Raw genomic sequence first — 19,739 nt, 5'->3', positions numbered from 1 at the left:
AAGGAGCATTAGTATGATTATACAAGAAAAATTATCTTTTTCAGATCTAGATTCATTAGATTCAACTACCGACTCCATAATGGATGCGTTTAAAGATCTTTATGGAATACTTCCTGATGAAATTTCAGTAAATAATGAGACGTTTCCAATTCATAATAAGCCTGCTATTACTGAACGTTATGATCATGCTTGTTATAAAATGCTGGGACCTTTTATATTTCGAGATCCTGAAAAACCTTCGAAAAATGAAATAACCCTAAAGGAACAATTTGTATGTAATCCTAATAATGAAGAAAAAGAGATTGTAGTGACCATAGAAGAACAATGGGTAAATATACAATCTTGGACTTCGAAATCTATTACAGGTTTAACTTTAAAATCAGATCTCATCATTGCAGGTAAATTTCAGTCGGGTAATGAATTTAATATTTCGACTTTTGTAGGCGAAAGTAATTCAAAATCAATTCATATCTCTCCTTCAATTGAACATTCTATTAAAGTGCCTCCAAATAGTAAAATCAAAATAGCAATGATAGGAACATTAATTACTGAAGTTCTACATTTCCAATCAATTATAACAGTACAAGGCATGTTTGGTGCATGTTTTCCACGTATGGTTCGTGGACATTATGTTGGGTTTAAAAGTGCCGGTCACATCCTAAATAAAACATTTGGAATAATTGAAGGATCTATTAACAATACAGTACTTCAGGATATTGAAATGGATATTAAAGGGATAGAACCTTATTCCTATAAACAAAAAGTGATCAAGTAGTAAAGTTAAAAAACAAAAAAATATACTGTTTTTTGATTCTATATCATATATAGATCATTAGAATAAGGAAAGGGAAAAATCTATGGCTAATCGTACTTCAAAATCACTGAATGGGGGAATATCAATTGTCAAACAAAAATGAGTTAAGTTTTTTCATTATTAGATTAGTATTGGGGTTAACTTTTTTTGCTCATGGACTAACAAAATTTCAAGATGGCATTCATAATACGGAAAATTTCTTCAACAGCCTAGGAATATTCGATTGGCTTGCATATCCAGTAGCAATTCTTGAACTAGTGGGTGGAATTTTAGTTATTCTGGGGCTTGGTACACGAATTATTTCAACCTTATTTTCTTTACTTATAGCCGGAGCCATTATTACTGTGAAATTTGATCAAGGATTTATAGGAGGGTATGAATTTGATTTATTATTATTGGCTGTTTCTTTATTTTTTGTAGTAAATAACAGCCACTCTATTTCATTAGATAAATTCCTATCGAATCGTAATAATAAACAACAACAAACTCTATAAACATAAATTTTCTCCTCAACACGTAAATTTTTATTTTGCGAAGAGGCTTATTTATATGAATTACTCAATTTAGATTCGAAAAAAATAAAAAGAATCCCTTATATTTTGAAAAAGTTTTTTCAAAATATAAGGGATTTATAATTTACTTTTAAATTATTGTATAAAAGGACTTCAACTTTTGGTTACATAAATACCTTCTTATCTTTTTTAAAACGCTCTGTATGCATTTTCTCAGTTGTTAATACCACTTTCTGTGGAATCTTATATAATGGTAGTTTATCTTTACAGAACTCTCTTAATCGCTTTCTAAATTCACTTACACTTTCATTTGTTCTTAATTTAACCACAGCCTTAACCATTTGCCCTGTGATTCCATTTTTTTCACCAACAACAGCAACCTCCTCTACTCCATCCATTAGCTGTATTACATTTTCAACTTCAGCTGGAAATACTTTTTCTCCGCCAATATTTATAATCTCTGATTTTCTTCCTAAAATTTTAATATAATCTCCATCTACTTCCACCATATCTCCTGTCATAAGCCAGCCATCTTGAGTAAATGGACTTGGAGCATTAATATAACCAATCATTGTAGACATTGATTTGATCTGCAACATTCCATCCACTACTCTTGACTCAATATTCTTATCGCTTAGTTTGATCCACAAAGAATCATTCGATTTAGATTGTGAATATAAAACTCCATATTCTGACAACCCATACATTTGTGTAATTTTAACATGAGGGAATATTTCGTTTATTTTACTTAGTGTAGCCTCAGGCATAACTTCTGATCCATAAGAAATGGTCTGCAAACTATTTAAATTATACTTTTTATAAACCTCACTCAGTATAAGTAGATTTATAAAAGTTGGTGATGCGGGTAAAGCTTGTACTTGATGTTTCTCAATCATGTTACATACTCGATTAGGGCTACGATCATCAATAATTACCAAACACCCTGAGCTGGAAATGATTTGGAATAGAGTATTCACTCCTCCAATGTGATCAAATAACATAAATGGTATAACGCGTTTTGCACTCCTTGCAACACTGTACTTCTTTTGAAGTAATGTAAAATCATGTACAATTGCTTTACTACGTCCAGTTGTACCAGATGAAAACAATACTAATCCTGGATGTTTTAACTTTTTCAGTTGTAATAATAATTCATTTTGAATGTAATCTCTTTGTATATTAATTATTTCAAAGCTTCCGCTTTCAACTTTAATCACATTTTCTAATTCAACTATTTCATAGTATTCTTTCTTCTTACTTTCAACCAATGAATTTAAGATCGGTACTACAGTACACCCTAATTCAATAAGTGCTAAAAACATTGCTATAGAGTATGGAGAATAATCAGCTTCCAAAGAGACTGTTGTATAATCTATCTTTCGATGTTCATTTAACTCCTTTGTATAAATCTTTATTTGATTTAGAAACCACTCATATGTGTAAGTTTTCTCCTTCCAAACAATGGCTTCGCAATCTTTATTCATTTCAAATCTTTCAAATAAAAAATCAATATACATACCTAACCTCCTTTTTAATTTTCTCCTTTAATATTTTGTTATGTTAGTGATTTTAATTGTTCCTGGCATTCTAAAATATACGCAACTAATGCTTCTATTGTTTTAAATGGGCTATTATGTTGTGACATTGTATCTAAATTCACCAAATCAACTGATAAACCTAATTCATCTTCTAATCCTTGTTCAATACTTACCAGTAAAGATACCAGCCCTAACGAATCTAAATACCCCTCCCAATCATAAAGATGTGCTTTCAAGCCTTTTTCAAGATCAATTTTATTTTCAAGATTTTCATTCACTTCTTCAACACAGCACAATACAATCTGAATAATTTTTTCTTTATTTGTATCTTTCAAGTAAATACACTCCTTTTATGAATCATCTTTTTACTATGAAGATTCCCTTCCAGCAACTCTAGTACTGTATAATATGAACACTAAATACACTTATTCTTCTACTGATAAAGTTTGTAAGTATACGTAGTAGCCTTACTCTCCTTCTCTCAATTATCTTTCCCCTATTAAGACTGAAGGCTATAATTATGTTGCAGAAGAAATAAAATATTCTCATGTAAGACACACTCTCTATTAATAATATCCATCATTATCAAATTAAAAGATTCGAGATCACTTAAGTTACTATCTTTTTTTAATAATTTAATATGTGCAATCTTATACAGTCTTTCCCATGATTGTTTTATATCCATTAACTCACTAGTAATATGAATAAATTTATCTTTAAATAACTCGTTCATGTCTATAAGTAAGTCATATAAAAAATATCTACTCCATCTCATATCAAATAAACATTTCAAATACAAAGGAAACATATTTCTTTGTTTATGAAAATCTTCATTTATATTTTCTTTAAGTTCAAGGGCTGCAATCTTTCCAAAATAATATATCTTATTGTTTTTTTGCATAATTAAACCTCGAACATACTCACTTGATATTTTTTTTAGTGTTCTCAAAAAAATATCTTTAAGATTTTCCTTGCTTATTTTTTCCTGTATAATCACATCAATTGATGAGTAAGATGAAATTTTTTCTATACCTTTTGCTTGAGCCAATTCAGGTATAGCTTTTCCTCCTTTCCAAAAAGAATGGAACTCCTCCATTGATATCTCACCCATAAATTTATTAGGAACTGGATCTTGAACAAATACTCTATCTTCTGTAAGTTTGTTAATTGCGAGGTAATGGTCTGTAACATATTTATCCGTATGGACATCTATATGACTTTTTATAAATTTGGGGTTCAAATAATCATTACTATATGGTAGAAAAAAGGTGCTTCCTAATGCAATAAATACTTCTTGACGATTCAAACATTCTTTTATATATTGAAGCCCCTTTTCAAAATTAGAATATACATGTTTCTCCATACGAAATGTTTGATTATATTCTAACAACTGTGTATATCTTGCTACAGAAGGTACCGATGTGACAGTATCCATTCGATATGCTGGTATACTATATAATTCTTCATTAGCTATTAAACTCATGTAACTAATGCTACCCATACTTTTTAATTTATCGTGAAGAATTGGTATATAGCATGAATAATAATAAGGGACATCAAAAGTTGGAATTAATTCTTTCATTTTCACTACAGCACTCACCCCATATTTATTTTTTTACAGCCCTATCCAGTTCTCAACAGTATAATTCAACTGTAAGTCCTTAGTAGCTTTAAATTTTCTATTTGGAATAGGTTGTCCTAATTTATCCACTTCAAAGAGCCTAAAGCCTCTTGAAAACTTAAACCTGCATGCAAGGTCCCTTGGCACTTTAAAATTCCCTGCAAAACGATTTTTTTCTATTCTATCTAGTATCATGCCTACACTCATATAAATTCGTTCACCAACTGGTGTATTTTCAGGTACTTCGACTGTTACAGAAACATCCACAAATTCTGATAATGTTTCTATTACCTTATATTTTTTAGGTATTCCTTTTACACCTTGTGTCACAAAGGTAACTTCGGCTTCTCCTATTTTCTTAGGTATAATTGTTCCATCCCCCATAACCTCTAGCACATCTGGGTTATCAACTAAAAATACACCATCTAAAACACTCATTTCAAAACCACTATCGTACGTAACAATTGGATTAATTTTCACTTTCATTCCATTTAATCCAACTACATCTCGACCATCTAATGTAACATTAACTATATTACCAACATCTCCAAAGAAATATATTAATGGTAGATGCATACGTTCTCCCCAGTCTTTCTCAAAATGTGCACCATTTGGATCCTGATAAAAAATTAAATCATCTCTATATTTGTAACCATTTTTCAATAAAGTTTCTGCAATATCTCTCACATGTTTTACCAAGAAAAAACCTTCCGCACTACCTATATCCATCCATATTTTCAAGTCTTTTTTTCCTTCATACATTTCAAATAATTTTAATTCCGAATGGTCATCTTCAACTTTCACAAAGAATGGAGATAACATCCCAATTTTTCCAAACACTTCAGGATTGCGGAAACCAATATTATAAGTTGATAAACCACCTGCTGATGACCCTATTAGAGCTGTATTTTCAGCATTAGTCAATGTTCTAAAATTTTCATCAATGTAAGGTTTCACCTCATTGATTATAAATTTTTCATATAATAAACCTGAGCATTCTATATGTTTATCTGGTGAAATGAAATGACAAAACTCATTATTTTCTATGATTCTTTTATGTGCTATACCTACTATTATTATCTCTTGAATTTTACCTTCATAAATTAGCATATCAGTCGTTTTGTGGACATTCCATGATTCATCATTTTTTATTACTGGCTCAAACAAGCGCTGCCCAGCATGCATATATAATACAGGATACTTTTGGTACGAATTGCTTTCATAACCAGGTGGTAAATATATAAATAGTTTCCTACTATTCTCAAGTATTTCAGAATGAAAATTTTCAATCGTAATCACTTTAGAAGCTCGTTCCATAGTAACCTCCAATTTTCTATTTTTCACTTTCATTAATACAGCTCTTTTCTAGTTTTTTTCTTTAAAACCGTACCCTTTATTAACTTTTAAGAGAATTTTTCAGTATAAGCTTTTATTTTAGCTACCAAAATGAAATTCCCCCAATTTTAATTACAATTGTAAAAAAGTAGACCCCCATAGTTAAGACTCCACCAAGATAGTTTTTTCTGCAGTTTGCCATTTTACAACTACTTCTCCAGTTCCAAAACTCGGGGTCCGATACTTATGATTCTCTCCTCCTTCAATCAATAGTGTGTTATTGATCTTTCTAATAAATTTAAATTCAAGCAAGGTATCAGCCGGAACACTTATATCAAAATAACCCGTAGGAAATTGATACATTATTTGATTAAAAAATGGCCCTACTGCCTTGCAAGGATTCATATTTCCTAATGAATATGTGTTCCCCATTATAAAAATTTCACTCTCTGGTATTTCATATCCATTTTCAATAACAAATCGAATACAAACTTGCTTTGTATTTAAGACCTCTACATGTTTATAGATATTACTCCTAGTTCCTGTATCTGTTACAACAGTAATTTCATATTTACCATCGTTCACTGCTGGAACTTTTACTTTTATACTAGTATGTGACCACGAAACAACTTCCGCCTCTTTTTCTTCAAATAATACTGATCCTTTTTTAGAAGTAAAGCCACATCCTTCAATACAAACTATTTGACCAACGGTTGTCATTTTATGTCCCACAGTTCCTATTAAAGGTATACTATTTACTCCTTTATGGTGCCAAACATGTACTGACCCAGGTCCAAGCCATAATGAATCTATATTATTATTTTCAACTCTAATTGTTTCACCATCTAAAAGACCAACTAATATGTCCTTATACTTTCTAGAAGGAAGAATTGTTTTAACATCTTTTATTTCATATCCTTCTGTTAAATTTCGATTCAACGCTATTAATACCACATCACTTCCAAAGTACCTTTCATATACATAAATATCATCCGTTATATATCTTTCTTTGGTATTTCCATATGGAAGTGCATAATTTAAACTACGAAGCGAAGATAAAGATTGTATTATCTTAAAGTTATCTGTATTCACATCAAAAGATTCCATTTGACCACGATTGTTCGGATCTCCATTTCCAACCATATATTGCTCTGTACCGTAGTATACAGAAGGTATTCCCCTTGAAGTTAACAAGAATGCTAATGATTGTTCTATTCTACGTTTACTTTGTCCATTAATGTGAAAACGGTCCATATCATGATTATCAATAAAAGTAACAAGATTATTTACATCATTATAAATTTGATATGTTTCTTCAATCATTTTGTGTAATCCATGCATGGAATCCATTCCATCTCGAAAAACTTCACGTACTTTATGAGCAAAACTAAAATCTAATAAACTCATACCACTATTATTTGCAAAATGAATATTTCTATGGTCATTCTCATTCGGATTGATATACCATTCACCAAAAATAAATACTGGTCTATAATTATAGATTGAATTTAGCCAACTTTTTTGCCAGCCATATGACATGTGTTTTACTGCGTCAACTCGTATACCATCTATCCCTTGGTCTAGCCATAGTTTAATAGCTTCTTTAAAATACAAATCAATAGCTATATTTTGATGATTTAGATCTGCAAGATCAAATAAATTACGATAAACTCCGTCTTCATATTCTTCAAAATCCGTTCCACCATTATGATGAAAATAATGATTGTAATCATTATCGTATCCACCAAGTAACAATCCATTATCATATAATCTACCATTTTCAGCATAGGTCGCATCATCATGTAATGCAGGCGAAGTGTGATTAGGTGCAAAATCCATAATAATTTTTATATCTTTTGCATGAGCGGTTGTTATTAAGGTTTGAAAGTCTTCAAATGTCCCAAAAAAAGGATTTGTTCTTTTAAAATCACGAGCCCAATATCCATGATATGAAGTACTTCCTACCAAATCATTTATTGGAGTAAAGATATTTTCTACCGGTTGAGATATCCATAATGACGTCACACCTAGTTCAGTAAAATAATTTGTATTTAATTTTTCAATAATCCCTATCCAATCTCCACCAAAGTATTTCTTTTTATTTTTCCTAGATTCATCGTATAATCCCCCTTTGGGATTATATGATGGGCATCCATTATGGAATCTGTCCGTTACAATTTGATAGATTATATCTTTAGAAAAATTAACGTTGTTCCCATTCACCTTAAGCTTATCTTTTTCTTTCAAATGACAACCTCCATCCCATAGAAGCATTTACCAGCTATTTTCAAACGTTTAGCACTCTACCCTTAAGTACTATTTGAAAAATAGTTAAAATATATTTCGCCTCCTAACTAGTAACTCATGTTTCGATTCAATTTTTCATACAAAATAATGTCTACAAGTGGGTTCTATATTTGTCCTATAAACTGTACCATTTGATTTATGTCGAAGTAAGGGAAAAAATGTCATTATATAGGGGAGGTAAATATAGAAAATTCTTACATAGAATTATGTTTACAAAATATAGCCCCAATAAAATACATAGACAAAACATTTTTTATTTGGTAATATTCACCTGAAAATATTTGGTAAAACTTTATGCGGAGAGGAGTATTAAAAATAAATACTAGATTATTAATAAAAATACTATTTATACTACTAATACCAATCTTATATTCCAAAATAAACTATAAAATATAAATATAGCTTTCGATCTTACAAATATTAAAAACCTAGGGAAAAGCTGTAAAGAAATTTCAAAATAATCTGGAGAAATATTTTATTTGCAAAAATCTTATATAAAAATTAAAACATTATTGTACAGTTAAAATGTTCCTTCCTAAATGCTATTTAAAATTTTCTCTATAAATTAAAGATTTACTTCTACAAATTTAATAATGCCATTAGTAGATATTTTCTAGTAATTTAATTTCATAACAATTTAAATCCACTTACATTCTAAGATTTCTATGGTCAATTTATATTGCGTTTTATTTTTCAAACATGTATGTACTTAAATCCATTTCATACCTACCGTTTTTACCTCAAAATAACAATATATTATATCAATATATCTATTTTACAATTAGATTCCATTTCATTAATCATCTAATTAACTTGATTACTAAAGTTCACCACTATTAGTTTGCAAACAAATTTTTATAAATTAGATACTTAAATTTGTGAGGTGACAATACTATGCAACAACAGGTCGAATTAGATTCCGCTCTTGCTGTTTCTTCGAAAAAGACATTATGGAAAAATCGTACATTTACTTTTGTATTTACAGGTTATACCTTATCAATGTTCGGAAATTCATTTCACAGTATTGCTTTAAACCTTTGGGTACTACAAGCAACAGGAAGTGCCAAATTGATGTCTACAATTGCCATAACTCATATGGTCATGAGCATGTTGTTTTCTTCCATTGCAGGTACTGTTGCAGATAGGGTAGATCGCAGAAAACTAATGTGGATAACAGATATAATAAGAAGTCTTTTAATACTAAGTATCGCATTTTGTATTGCAATACCCGGTACCCCCTTTATTCTTATTATTATCTTAACCGCTCTTACTTCTTGTGCAGGATTATTTCAGTCTCCTGCATTCCATGCTTCCTTAGTTGATATTGTAGGAAAAGACAAAGTTCAACAAGCTACTGGAGTATTAAATGTAGCAGATAATGTATCTCGTATTTCGGGGCTAGCTATAGGGGGCGTTGTAGTTGCAGCATTTGGTGGTAGCATTGCTATCTCAGTTGACGCAGTTACTTTTATGTTATCCGCTATTTTAGTGCTGTTAAGTGGAAAGTTTCCTAATTCTACAAAAAAAACAGGAATCAAAAATTCATTTCAGGAGGACCTTGTTGCAGGATTCAAGTATATATGGCAGAACCCTTTTGCTAAATCTGTTATTATACTCTCGCCTACTTTAATCACATTTTTCACTGCTTCATTAATGCTTATTCAAGTAATGTCTGTAAAAGTGTGGAAAGCAAATCCGATTGAATTTGGGATAATTGAATCTAGCATTCCAATAGGTTATATGTTAGGCGCAGGCATTATTATCTTTTTTGATAATAAGTTACATCGACGGGGTTGGTGGATAATCCTTAGTATGGTTTTACTAGCTCCAATCTTTGTAGGGCTATCTTTTGCTCCATCTGTTCTTTACGCAGTACCATTAATTCTCCTCTTAGGAATACTTTTTTCATTTTGTACATTGCTTGTCAATGTGATTATTAAAGTTGAGGTAGATCCTGAGTTACAGGGAAGGACTTTTGGAACACTTGGTTCTCTTACGAGTATTGCATCACCAGTCGCTTTAGCAATTTCCTCATTTTTCGCTGACATTTATGGTCCACCATTAATCTTATTAATAAATGGGGTCTTATTATTTATTTCAGGACTAGTTGTACTGTTCTTTCTTAAATCAATTAGATCATATAAATGATTCTTTTTCGTTATAAAAAAATTCAAGTATCCAAACTTGAAAAATGCCGAAACTGTTAAGGATATTAACTCTTTCGGCATTTTTCCTATATCACTTAAGGAGAGATTTTTATGCCAAAGAAAATACTTATACTCGGAACATTTCTGATAGCGGCTAGCCTTTTAGGCTGCACAGATATAGAACACAAAGATACTCTCAACAAAATAGAAGCACCCGAAAAAGAACCAGTGGATGTAAAAGAAAAAGTTGCACTTAAACATATGACAGCAGAAGAATATTTAAAAAACTATAATAACATTAAGAGCACTGTATCTAAACAAGGTATTGAAATTCTTCCATTTAATCTTGAACTAGAAAAGCAATCCAATACATATAGGTTTTATTACCCTAAAGAAGTAGATAAATCAGATCAAGATATGAAATGGATAAGTGTCATGTTAGGAGAAAACGGAAAAGTAATTGATGGAATTATGTATACTGGCTACGCAGATATACCTACGATTAAGGCAATGATTCAAGCTACTAACATTACATGGACTAATGAATTAGATCAGTTAATTGGTTCAATAGGAAATGAAGATTTTTCAAAAACATTGGAAATTGAAAAAGTGAAACTATCTGTTAAAGGTAATTTGAAAAATATTAAAGTTATGATAGATTCAATGAAATTAGATCCACCTCAATCCCTTTAAAACAAATATAGCCCCCAATTCCTATTTAATTTCTTTAATTTACACTATATAGAAATTTATTTAACTTTTAATAATTAAGTCTAGCTATGAGACTATACAAAAAATCGTCAGCGCTTTTAAAAAGCAACTGACGATTTTTTTATTCTCTTACATTTTTATTTAAATTAGCATCAACAATATGACTCTGTCTATTTATTTAATTCTAACTTCCAAAACATTATTCTATAATTTCAAAAAGATTATTGCCATTATTACCACCTGGTAATATAAATTTCACATGTTGATCTGCTGGAATAGTTATATAATGATATTGATCAGGTTTAGTTAATTTGGTTGTACTTTTCCAAGTTCCTGAAGTCCAGTACGTTACTTGTGAAAAAAATGCTAGTGGCGGGAATTTCTCTGGATCGGTTGACTTATCATTTTCTGATATAATTTCAGGCTTAATTCTAATTTTCTTTCCTGCCGCATTTTTAAATTGAAAATCATAAACAATTCCATAGTTTCCTTCAAGCGTCGGGTTAGAATTTTCTAGATACCATATAGGTGCTTCGTATTCATTAATACCAACACGAGGTTGAGGATAGGCTTTACTTGTCTTTGAACCTACATAAAAGGTACTTGTTGTTACATTATCAATAACAGCATACCTCTCATCGTAATTATAATTAGCAGTTGAAGTAGTTTTATTATAATTTTTAACCTGTGATGTTTTTATAGGATCAAAAATTTCTGATGGGCTAGAGAACTGTCCATCTGGTTTTTTCTTTGAAACAAATTGACGTAGGGTTAATTTTGCGTTCGGAATAAACTTAATTTTTCCATTAACTGCAAAAGTATTTTCTACATCTTTTTCTAATATAAATACATGCCCATCTGCTGGAATTGTAATAACTTGATCATTGTTACTATTTCCATATTGAACTATAGTACTAGATGTAATGCCCATTATATCCCATGAACCATCAGAACTAACCGGATATGCTGCATTTACAGCAATATTTTTAATTCTTATAGTTCGCGGTTGGCGATCTTCATTGTGTATAGCATATCCAAATTTCAATTGACCTCCAGTATAATTTCGATTAAAAAATTCAGCACTATACTCTTGATTTGCTTCTAATATTCTTTCATTTGTGTAGTAAGCATACTTACCAGCTTCAAAGTTTGATCCCATATTTGGATTATCGTATACACTTTCTGGTGCATTTGTATATATGTACTTTGCTCCGCCTTGTTTATACTTTATTTGTGTAATCATAGAAGCCTCTACTCCTCCTGAACCAGTTACTCCTAAAAACAAAAGTGACGATAGTAAAACTGAAGAAAAAACTTTTCTGTTCAAAAATACAGCTCCCTTCCATTTATTACAACTAAATCTAGCATACGCTTTACATACAATAAATGTAAATGGGATGTGTAGCTGTTGTTATTGAGAAATACTGATCCAACAAAACATACTCTTAATGATTATATATATAAAGTAATCTGTCTCCTTTGTAAAGGACATTAATAAAGCTAGGCAACATCGAAAAAGCTATTTCTGTATTCAACAGTTTCATCTTTTTTGAATTCCATTGACATCTATAATAATTATGTATGTTATATATTTCTAAACCTCTTGTTTTAATTAAATAACAGATTCGCTATGCGAACCGAACAAACAATCTCTTATTTCTCCATGATTCTACAAATGCGCTTTAAATTTTATACAACTTGAAACTGCCCCACCAATGTCATCTTTATTTGATGAGGCCTTTTCTATTTTTAAATCGTAGTGCTTTTAATATAGTTTCTTTCATGATTTCGTTTCGATTTCTCTTTTGTTTCCGTTATTCTTAAAATGAAATTGAAAATTAATTATAGTATCCCAAATGGTATATACAAGCTATTTCACACAAATGATTGACCATATTCTTTAAATTGTATTTAACCATTAATTTTTGAATTACCAATAATATTTTTCTGGGTTATTACATTAAAGTTAATATTATGATATATTTATATTCGGAATAATTATATCTTACATTTAAAGGGAGAATTTTAATGGATAACCTACTATTGAAAAAGGACTTAACAACGGATCAAATGGTTCTTGTTACTTCAGAGTTTGAGAAAAAGAAAAAATCAAAAGGACTTGCTTACCTAATTTGGTTTTTTCTAGGCGGACTTGGTGGTCACCGCTACTACGCACGTGACTTTGGTATGGCAATTGCCATGACACTGACTGTTGGCGGGCTTGGTTTCTGGGCTTTAATCGATGTTTTCTTTATTGGAAGCCGAATTGGTAAGAAAAATGAAATGTTAGAACGTGAAATTATTATGAAAGTTAAAAAGATGACTGCTTCAAAACGTTTATCTTCATAAAAAACCTCCTTTGGGAGGTTTTTTATACAAACAATTCAATTTATGTTTTCACTAAATACTTTTTCCAATAACAAGTATCCTCCCCCCATAACATGTAGCCATCAATACATCATACACGTTTCTAATTCTTGTTTCTCACTACGTGTAATCATATTCAATTTTACGTAACTCGTCCTTACTTCTCTTTTTATGTATTTTTATGTTTTAAGAAAATAACTCCACCAACTAGTAACAACAATGCTCCCATTGTACCTTTTAGTTGTTCTTCTTTAAATTGTAGTGCCCAATCCGGACTGATCCTTCCATATTTCTAATCCCCCTTAAGTATTTTTTCCTAAAGAGGATTTTTATGTCCAAAGAAGAACATTTTACATTGAAAGCGGTTTAAAGAGGATTGTGGGATAGGTTCAGTGTCTGAATATTAGTCGTGGTTAAAAATGCAAGATGTTTCGCCACAAGGGCATCCTACGAGATTAAATTGATGAATAAAAAACTTTTTTGAATTGCGCATTATATTCTAAATATAACCTCACTTATGAACGAGCAATCAATCGGTGATGACATTTCAGGAAAAATCCTCTCTTAATGTTATAAAAGAAGCAATAGAGATTAGTAGCCTTTTGTGTCTGCACACTAAACTATTGGAGGGATTAAAATGTTAAACAAAAGTGCCGTCCTCTACACTGAGGAAAATGGTATTGCAAGAATTACATTAAACAGACCGGAATCACTAAATGCGTTAAACCGAGATGTTCTTGAGCAACTTTCCTCCACCTTGGACAGGGTTAAAACTAATTCAAGTGTAAAAGCATTGATAATTATCGGTGCCGGAGAAAAGGCATTTTCCGCAGGTGCTGACATTCAGTTTCTCAATAAAGCCACTTCACTAGAAGTACGGGATTTAGCTCAGTTGGCTGTTACGGTTACTCATAAAATCGAGTCATTAGGAAAAGTGGTTGTTGCTGCCATCAATGGATTTGCACTAGGAGGTGGACTAGAGTTAGCTGAATCCTGTACAATTCGTATTTGTGCTAATCATGCTAGATTAGGACACCCTGAAGTCCGTATTGGAGCTATTGCCGGATTTGGAGGAACTACGAGATTGCCCAGACTCATAGGTAAGGGGCGTGCTACAGAACTGTTGCTCACTGGAACCGCGATAAGCGCAGATGAAGCTTATAGAATAGGACTGGTTAATAGGACTGTTGAGCCTGATAAATTATTATCAGAAGCAGAAGCGCTTATCCAAGAAATTCTATCTCAGGCTCCTATCGCAGTAAAAATGACTTGGGAGGCAATTCATCGGGGAGGTAATTTAACTTTAGAAGAGTCGGCACGTCTTGGAGCAGATTATTTCGGTTTGATAGCGTCCACAGAGGACTTCAGAGAAGGTACTAAATCATTTTTAGAAAAGACCAAACCATTATTTAAAGAAAGATAGTTAATCGAACCAATCATTTTAGGAATTAATTTAAAGTTTAATAAAAACGATGAAATAATTTGGGTTGAACTCTTTATATATAAAAAAATGGATTTTTTGCAAAATAATGTATTTGCATGAGGTAAAATAGCTTATTTTTATCAATCTTTTTTATAGTTTATTAATAGGGGGATCATCACATCGCTATCAAGCTAATACAACAAAATCCACCCTAAAATGAAAAAGTACGCTATTCTTTCTGTATAATCATAGGAAAGGATGGCGTTTTTGTATGTCTATTTCTGTACCTGATGAATTACAACTATTTGCTCAAGAGATTCAAAACTATTTATCTCCAAATATCTTACGAAATCTTGCTAGAGATGTTGGTTTTGTACAACGAATTAGTAAGTATCAAGCGAAGCATTTAGTCGCTTTATGTGTATGGATGAGTTTAAAATGTGCGTGCTTCCCCTTTGTAACCTTAAAACTCATTTCAGCAATTCCTTACAACGTATATTTATAATGCAAACCCTAATTACAGACAAAGGGAGAAGAATGTTTATTATTCTCCTCCCTCTGTCTATTAACAATACTTAATTATAGCTCTGTAACCTTTTTTATTCATCACATATTATTCTACGAATAGTTTAAGGTATAAGTACTTCTCATTTGATATTTAGTACTGATTCACTGAAAACATATATTCTTTGTATGTTTTTCGTGTGGATAGAATAAGCCCCATCATTAGCATGTTCGAAAATAAAGAGCTTCCGCCATATGATAAAAATGGAAGTGCAATACCTTTGACAGGCATTAATCCCACAATCATACCGATATTTTGAAAAAATTGTAACATTAGAACGCCTACAATTCCTGCGCATAGTAAGGTGCCGAATAAATTATCTGCGGAATTACCAATTATAAGTATTCGGGAAAGCATTAAGAAGAATATACATATTATAAAAGTGGCAACTATAAAACCGCCTTCTTCGGCAATTGTGGCAAAAATGAAATCAGTATGTTTTTCTGGAATATAAACATTTCCAGAACTGAAGCCTTTTCCTTCTATCCCTCCACTACCTACAGCTAAAAGTGCTTGTTGAGTTTGATATCCCTGATCTGTATACTGAAATGGATCTAACCAGCCTAAAATTCGCGATTGTTGGTGGGGCTTTAATAAAGTAACTAACTTATTGAAGAAAATATCTGGATATTTTTCGTATATAAATATTAAAGCAGACAATACAGTCATCGGAATCCCTGCAAATAGTACGATTAACTTTTTTTGAATTCCTGACATAAATATAATACATGCAATGGCTGCTATATATAGGAACACCATTCCCGTATCGGGTTGACTATATACAAGTAACGCAGGTGGAATAGTTATCAAAAATATTTTACCAATCAAAAGTAAATCAGTTTTAAATGTCCGTGTTATATACTGTGCATTATGTTTTACGACTAAACTTGCGACCAGAAGAAGTAAGGCAAGCTTAAAAAATTCAGCTGGTTGAATAGCACCAATAATTGGAAATCTAAACCATCTTTTTGCCCCTAATATTTCAGGTGTAAAACTTGACACTGGTAATACTTTTAAAATGATAATTGAGATGAACCCAACAATATAAATCGGCCAAGCTAATTTTTGTAATTGATCTAAATCGATATTGGCAACCATTAACAATAGAACAAAACCTATGGCGTAATTTACCATTTGTTTCATAGCAAAATTTTGGTTACCGTATTGCCCGGTTTGCTGACTACTGTATATTGCAACAATACTGGTGACACATAATATAAATAAAATGAATATTAGTTTCTTATCTAATTTTTTTAAAAAAGCTATTGTTTCCACCATTACCCCCCTAGACATTGTTGTATCTACTTTTTATAGGAACTATCCTGTTTCTCATGTGTACATTAACATTTATTAATATAATTTTACAATAATAAGGATAGATTGAACATTCTCAAAATTATCCATACTAATTAGACTACTTTAAAAAGGTGTACGATTAGTGTGGATAAGCAAAGTTTATTTACATGGATACATTATCAAACTAATATTATTTTGTTGAACGTAAAATGGTACCTATGGTAAAACCTAAATTTTCGTGATTTGGTAGAGTGCTTTTTAAATCCTGCCTACTTTGCATGAGTTACTCCAAACTACCTGAACCAGACATGTAGTCAGACTATTTTTAGAATACGGGTATCACTATGACCTGATTTAATAGATCTCTCACATGAATCTTAAAGTTCTTGCATTAAAAATTTTCTGAACTATATTTTGAATTTTTTCGGAGAAGTTCTTCAATAAGTTTTGCTTTTTCATTCACCTTTGTTGCATATGTGAAATCACCATAACAATATGGATACCTAAAATTATTTTTATTTCTACCACAAGTGTACATCTCTGGATTTTGATCAACTTTCATCTTAGAAAAATTTTTGGCCGAATCTTCCGAGTGTTGTTTAACTTCTTGACTCGCAATAAAATCAATATACCCTGGTCCCATATTATAGCTTTGAATAATTGTATCCATGCTAACATCTTTTTCCGTTCCATATTTGTACATTTGAGCAAAGTGTTTTACCCCTTGTTCAATGCTCAATCTTGTCTCTTGAATTTCATTTGGCTTTAATCCCAGTGATTCAGAAGACTGCATAGGGTCGTTTCCCTCACCTCTACTCTCTTGGTACATAATTCCTAATAAAACTGCTGTTTTCTCTCCTAAATTATATTTTTCTAATTCTTTTTTCAAGGTAGACTCATATTGCAATACACGTTTTTCGGCAGCAATCACTTGTTTTTTTTGAATATTGGTTTTATGCTTAACATAAAATATTCCAAGCATGGTTCCTAAACCTAAAATACCAATATAGAATAATATAATAAACCGTGTTTTAATCGTATCCTTCATATACTCCTCCTCGTATTAAAAATTCGTACCTTTTCGGACTCAAAATTATTTCTTTTAAGTGCAAAGTTTAATATGGTAATTTAAAGAAAAACAGCCGCCTGAATTGGAGGTTTTTTCAAAGCGGGTTATTCTTTGAATCGTTTCCGTACCCCTACAAATATCACACTTTTTTTTGGAACTTTTCTGTTCTTTGTTTTGCCCAATTGATACATTTCTTTTCAATTAAATGATAGGATAATATAGAACAAAGTATTGTCGTTGTAATACATAAGATAAGAAGAAAAAGGGTGGGTATCTTTGCATACAAAAGTTTAAAGAGTACCATCGTGATTGGAAAATGACATAAATAGATACTATATGAAATTTCCCCTAAATATACAAATACGCCCTTATTTAAAATAGCTTTTACCTTTAGGTTATTCATTGCCGTAATGATTATTATACTCACACCAATTACGACACCCCAATCTTTTAATAAGAAAGTAGTATCATTACTAGAAAGCCCATAAATCATAATGGAATATAGATATAGAAAGATCCCTAATACGATAAGAAGTTTTCTGTTTAAGTTTTTCATCCTTTTATATAATTGAGTAAGTTTTTCCTGATGTTTAAAAAGTAGCATTCCAACCATAAACATAGATGTGAAATGCAGTGTATCGGCATAACCATTATAAAACCCCTCAGCTTTCCCAATATGCAACATATTAAGGAAAATACCGATTAAAGAAAAGCTCATAGCAAACAGTATCGTTTTCTTCCAACTCTGTTTATAAAACAGAAGGAATAACAAGGAAAACACGATAGATATACGCATTTCTTGAGCTAATGACCAGATAACCGGATTATAATTATCCGTAAAAAAGTTATTAAGAAGTACAAAGTGATTCATAATATCTAATTTTGTTATTGGCCCTTGCCACTTATCATAGAACCAATCTCGTAGTCCCGTAACTTCATGTGGTGAAAACCAAATAAATGAAGCAAAGGTGATGAATATCCAGAAATAATAAGGGATATAGATTCGTACAAATCGCTTAATTAAATATCCCCAATAATTTGTTTTTGAATGATAGAGTGCCATAGATAGCACAAAACCACTGAGTACATAAAAAACGATTACAGCTTCCCCACCAGCCCATAAAAACCTAAGCGGGGAAAATTTAATAGAATTAGGCAACGATGGTAGCATTAAACAAAAGTGTCCAAATACCACTGTGATAGCCGCTAGTCCTCGTATAGAATCTAATTCGTTTATTCTCTTACTCATAAAGTGTTCTCCTTGTCAATTGTAGACTTTTCCTTTTAATAAAGGTCATTTACCCCCTCGATACTACAAAAAAAGTTGTGTATCTTTTAAAGAAATTTTTCATATTCATGTATGAATTATAGAAAGAAAAAATAAAGTTTATCTAAAGTTTTTTTTAACATTTATCTAAAGTTTTTTAAGATGGTATTCATATTTTATTGAAACGCATAAATATATTTATGTGTTTTAAATGCTAAAGTCTGTGTTTGTTCACAGCATTTTTGTTGTAACAATAAAGAAAAATATGTTGTAAAAACAAAACTGCCTTTGTATTTAAGCCCTCAAGGCTGAGTAAGGTACCATTGGCTGCATGAAGTTTACTACATAATTGTACTAAGGAAGCATTTGCTACTCGTTGATTGATCCAAATACAAATCGTAGCTAAGTCTAAGCCAGAAAACTTATGTTTTCGCTTTATAAATCCGATTTCTCTTGCAAGTTCTGCTAAAAATGCGGGTGTAATATATCGCTTTAATTTTTCAGAAAATAGTTGTAGTTCATCTTGAATCGAAAGATTCATAAAAAAACGTCATCCTTTCTATTTAGCTTTTTAGAAAGAATAACGTTTTTTTTACAATTGGGGGTTGTAAAGATTCTTAAGTTGATGGGCATGTGGCTGAACCCCATCGCTATCAAGTTAAGCTCATACAACGTCAATTATAGTAGAGACTGTTGCTTTTTTCTAAAGGCTACGTATAGGGAATTTAAAGATTTGCATACGAAATAAACCCTAACGGGTTTCATTT

Annotated in this window: 15 protein-coding genes and 4 pseudogenes; 8 read left to right on the top strand and 11 right to left on the bottom strand. The window is 31.2% G+C overall.

Annotation, left to right across the window (positions count from 1 at the left end):
* Positions 1-13 precede the first annotated feature (13 nt).
* Positions 14-775 (top strand): hydralysin-2, encoded by a 762-nt coding sequence (locus tag V7S45_RS28445; protein ID WP_088346608.1) that lies wholly within the window; start codon positions 14-16, stop codon positions 773-775.
* A 125-nt stretch (positions 776-900) separates the two neighbouring features.
* Complete coding sequence (locus tag V7S45_RS28440; RefSeq protein ID WP_025687804.1) at positions 901-1,308, top strand: DoxX family protein; 408 nt, start codon at positions 901-903, stop codon at positions 1,306-1,308.
* 182 nt (positions 1,309-1,490) lie between these two features.
* On the opposite strand, the gene V7S45_RS28435 is transcribed toward V7S45_RS28440, so the two are convergent.
* From V7S45_RS28435 to V7S45_RS28415, 5 genes are all read right to left on the bottom strand, one after another.
* Positions 1,491-2,843 carry a fatty acid--CoA ligase family protein gene (locus tag V7S45_RS28435; RefSeq protein ID WP_088346801.1) on the bottom strand — a complete coding sequence of 451 codons (1,353 nt, stop codon included), beginning with the start codon at positions 2,841-2,843 and terminating at the stop codon, positions 1,491-1,493.
* 38 nt (positions 2,844-2,881) lie between these two features.
* Entirely contained in the window at positions 2,882-3,199 is a 318-nt protein-coding gene (locus V7S45_RS28430) for a hypothetical protein (RefSeq protein WP_016082896.1), read from the bottom strand.
* Positions 3,200-3,363: 164 nt separating this feature from the next.
* The gene (locus V7S45_RS28425; RefSeq protein ID WP_088346799.1) at positions 3,364-4,452 is read right to left on the bottom strand and encodes a hypothetical protein; all 1,089 of its coding nucleotides are present in this window, start codon (positions 4,450-4,452) and stop codon (positions 3,364-3,366) included.
* 27 nt (positions 4,453-4,479) lie between these two features.
* Complete coding sequence (locus V7S45_RS28420; protein ID WP_088346797.1) at positions 4,480-5,802, bottom strand: alpha/beta hydrolase-fold protein; 1,323 nt, start codon at positions 5,800-5,802, stop codon at positions 4,480-4,482.
* A 180-nt stretch (positions 5,803-5,982) separates the two neighbouring features.
* Positions 5,983-8,067, bottom strand: a complete 2,085-nt coding sequence (locus V7S45_RS28415) for an alpha-amylase family glycosyl hydrolase (RefSeq protein ID WP_342762128.1) — start codon at positions 8,065-8,067, stop codon at positions 5,983-5,985.
* Between the two features lie 954 nt (positions 8,068-9,021).
* On the opposite strand from V7S45_RS28415, the gene V7S45_RS28410 reads away from it, so the two are divergent.
* Together V7S45_RS28410 and V7S45_RS28405 are read left to right on the top strand one after the other, a co-directional pair.
* On the top strand, positions 9,022-10,275 hold the full coding sequence (locus tag V7S45_RS28410) for an MFS transporter (protein ID WP_342762127.1): 1,254 nt from the start codon (positions 9,022-9,024) through the stop codon (positions 10,273-10,275).
* Positions 10,276-10,385: 110 nt separating this feature from the next.
* Entirely contained in the window at positions 10,386-10,967 is a 582-nt protein-coding gene (locus tag V7S45_RS28405; protein ID WP_342762126.1) for a hypothetical protein, read from the top strand.
* A gap of 217 nt (positions 10,968-11,184) precedes the next feature.
* Here the strand turns inward: V7S45_RS28405 and V7S45_RS28400 are convergent, their stop codons facing one another.
* Entirely contained in the window at positions 11,185-12,312 is a 1,128-nt protein-coding gene (locus tag V7S45_RS28400) for a copper amine oxidase (protein ID WP_342762125.1), read from the bottom strand.
* 329 nt (positions 12,313-12,641) lie between these two features.
* Positions 12,642-12,934 (bottom strand): annotated as a pseudogene (locus V7S45_RS28395) (IS3 family transposase); the annotation flags it as partial.
* A 79-nt stretch (positions 12,935-13,013) separates the two neighbouring features.
* On the opposite strand from V7S45_RS28395, the gene V7S45_RS28390 reads away from it, so the two are divergent.
* The 3 genes and pseudogenes from V7S45_RS28390 to V7S45_RS28380 all read left to right on the top strand — a co-directional run.
* Complete coding sequence (locus V7S45_RS28390) at positions 13,014-13,334, top strand: TM2 domain-containing protein (protein ID WP_342762124.1); 321 nt, start codon at positions 13,014-13,016, stop codon at positions 13,332-13,334.
* 655 nt (positions 13,335-13,989) lie between these two features.
* Positions 13,990-14,775: an enoyl-CoA hydratase-related protein gene (locus tag V7S45_RS28385; protein ID WP_088346789.1), complete on the top strand. Its 786-nt coding sequence runs from the start codon at positions 13,990-13,992 to the stop codon at positions 14,773-14,775.
* A gap of 271 nt (positions 14,776-15,046) precedes the next feature.
* A pseudogene (locus tag V7S45_RS28380) lies at positions 15,047-15,208 on the top strand (IS4 family transposase); the annotation flags it as partial.
* A gap of 225 nt (positions 15,209-15,433) precedes the next feature.
* Here the strand turns inward: V7S45_RS28380 and V7S45_RS28375 are convergent.
* Positions 15,434-16,618 (bottom strand): FtsW/RodA/SpoVE family cell cycle protein, encoded by a 1,185-nt coding sequence (locus V7S45_RS28375; protein WP_088346785.1) that lies wholly within the window; start codon positions 16,616-16,618, stop codon positions 15,434-15,436.
* A 162-nt stretch (positions 16,619-16,780) separates the two neighbouring features.
* Here V7S45_RS28375 and V7S45_RS28370 point away from each other — a divergent pair.
* Positions 16,781-16,858 (top strand): annotated as a pseudogene (locus V7S45_RS28370) (IS6 family transposase); the annotation flags it as partial.
* A gap of 169 nt (positions 16,859-17,027) precedes the next feature.
* Here the strand turns inward: V7S45_RS28370 and V7S45_RS28365 are convergent.
* The 3 genes and pseudogenes from V7S45_RS28365 to V7S45_RS28355 form a co-directional block, all read right to left on the bottom strand.
* Complete coding sequence (locus V7S45_RS28365; protein ID WP_342762123.1) at positions 17,028-17,684, bottom strand: lysozyme family protein; 657 nt, start codon at positions 17,682-17,684, stop codon at positions 17,028-17,030.
* A gap of 160 nt (positions 17,685-17,844) precedes the next feature.
* Positions 17,845-18,954, bottom strand: coding sequence for an acyltransferase (locus V7S45_RS28360; protein WP_342762122.1), 1,110 nt, complete (start codon positions 18,952-18,954; stop codon positions 17,845-17,847).
* A gap of 242 nt (positions 18,955-19,196) precedes the next feature.
* A pseudogene (locus V7S45_RS28355) lies at positions 19,197-19,513 on the bottom strand (IS4 family transposase); the annotation flags it as partial.
* Between the last annotated feature and the right edge of the window lie 226 nt (positions 19,514-19,739).

The sequence above is a fragment of the Bacillus sp. BR3(2024) genome (assembly GCF_039134555.1).
GTDB classification, from domain to species: Bacteria; Bacillota; Bacilli; order Bacillales; family Bacillaceae_G; genus Bacillus_A; species Bacillus_A cereus.
The sequence above is the reverse complement of the archived record's forward strand: the minus strand, read 5'-3'. Positions and strand labels throughout refer to the sequence as shown.

What these genes read in the sequence shown, in the direction of transcription:
- V7S45_RS28445 (WP_088346608.1), top strand. Translation starts at nt 14, where the DNA reads ATGATTATACAAGAAAAATTATCTTTTTCAGATCTAGATTCATTAGAT.
- V7S45_RS28435 (WP_088346801.1), bottom strand. Translation starts at nt 2,843, where the DNA reads ATGTATATTGATTTTTTATTTGAAAGATTTGAAATGAATAAAGATTGC.
- V7S45_RS28420 (WP_088346797.1), bottom strand. Translation starts at nt 5,802, where the DNA reads ATGGAACGAGCTTCTAAAGTGATTACGATTGAAAATTTTCATTCTGAA.
- V7S45_RS28410 (WP_342762127.1), top strand. Translation starts at nt 9,022, where the DNA reads ATGCAACAACAGGTCGAATTAGATTCCGCTCTTGCTGTTTCTTCGAAA.
- V7S45_RS28405 (WP_342762126.1), top strand. Translation starts at nt 10,386, where the DNA reads ATGCCAAAGAAAATACTTATACTCGGAACATTTCTGATAGCGGCTAGC.
- V7S45_RS28390 (WP_342762124.1), top strand. Translation starts at nt 13,014, where the DNA reads ATGGATAACCTACTATTGAAAAAGGACTTAACAACGGATCAAATGGTT.
- V7S45_RS28385 (WP_088346789.1), top strand. Translation starts at nt 13,990, where the DNA reads ATGTTAAACAAAAGTGCCGTCCTCTACACTGAGGAAAATGGTATTGCA.
- V7S45_RS28375 (WP_088346785.1), bottom strand. Translation starts at nt 16,618, where the DNA reads ATGGTGGAAACAATAGCTTTTTTAAAAAAATTAGATAAGAAACTAATA.
- V7S45_RS28365 (WP_342762123.1), bottom strand. Translation starts at nt 17,684, where the DNA reads ATGAAGGATACGATTAAAACACGGTTTATTATATTATTCTATATTGGT.
- V7S45_RS28360 (WP_342762122.1), bottom strand. Translation starts at nt 18,954, where the DNA reads ATGAGTAAGAGAATAAACGAATTAGATTCTATACGAGGACTAGCGGCT.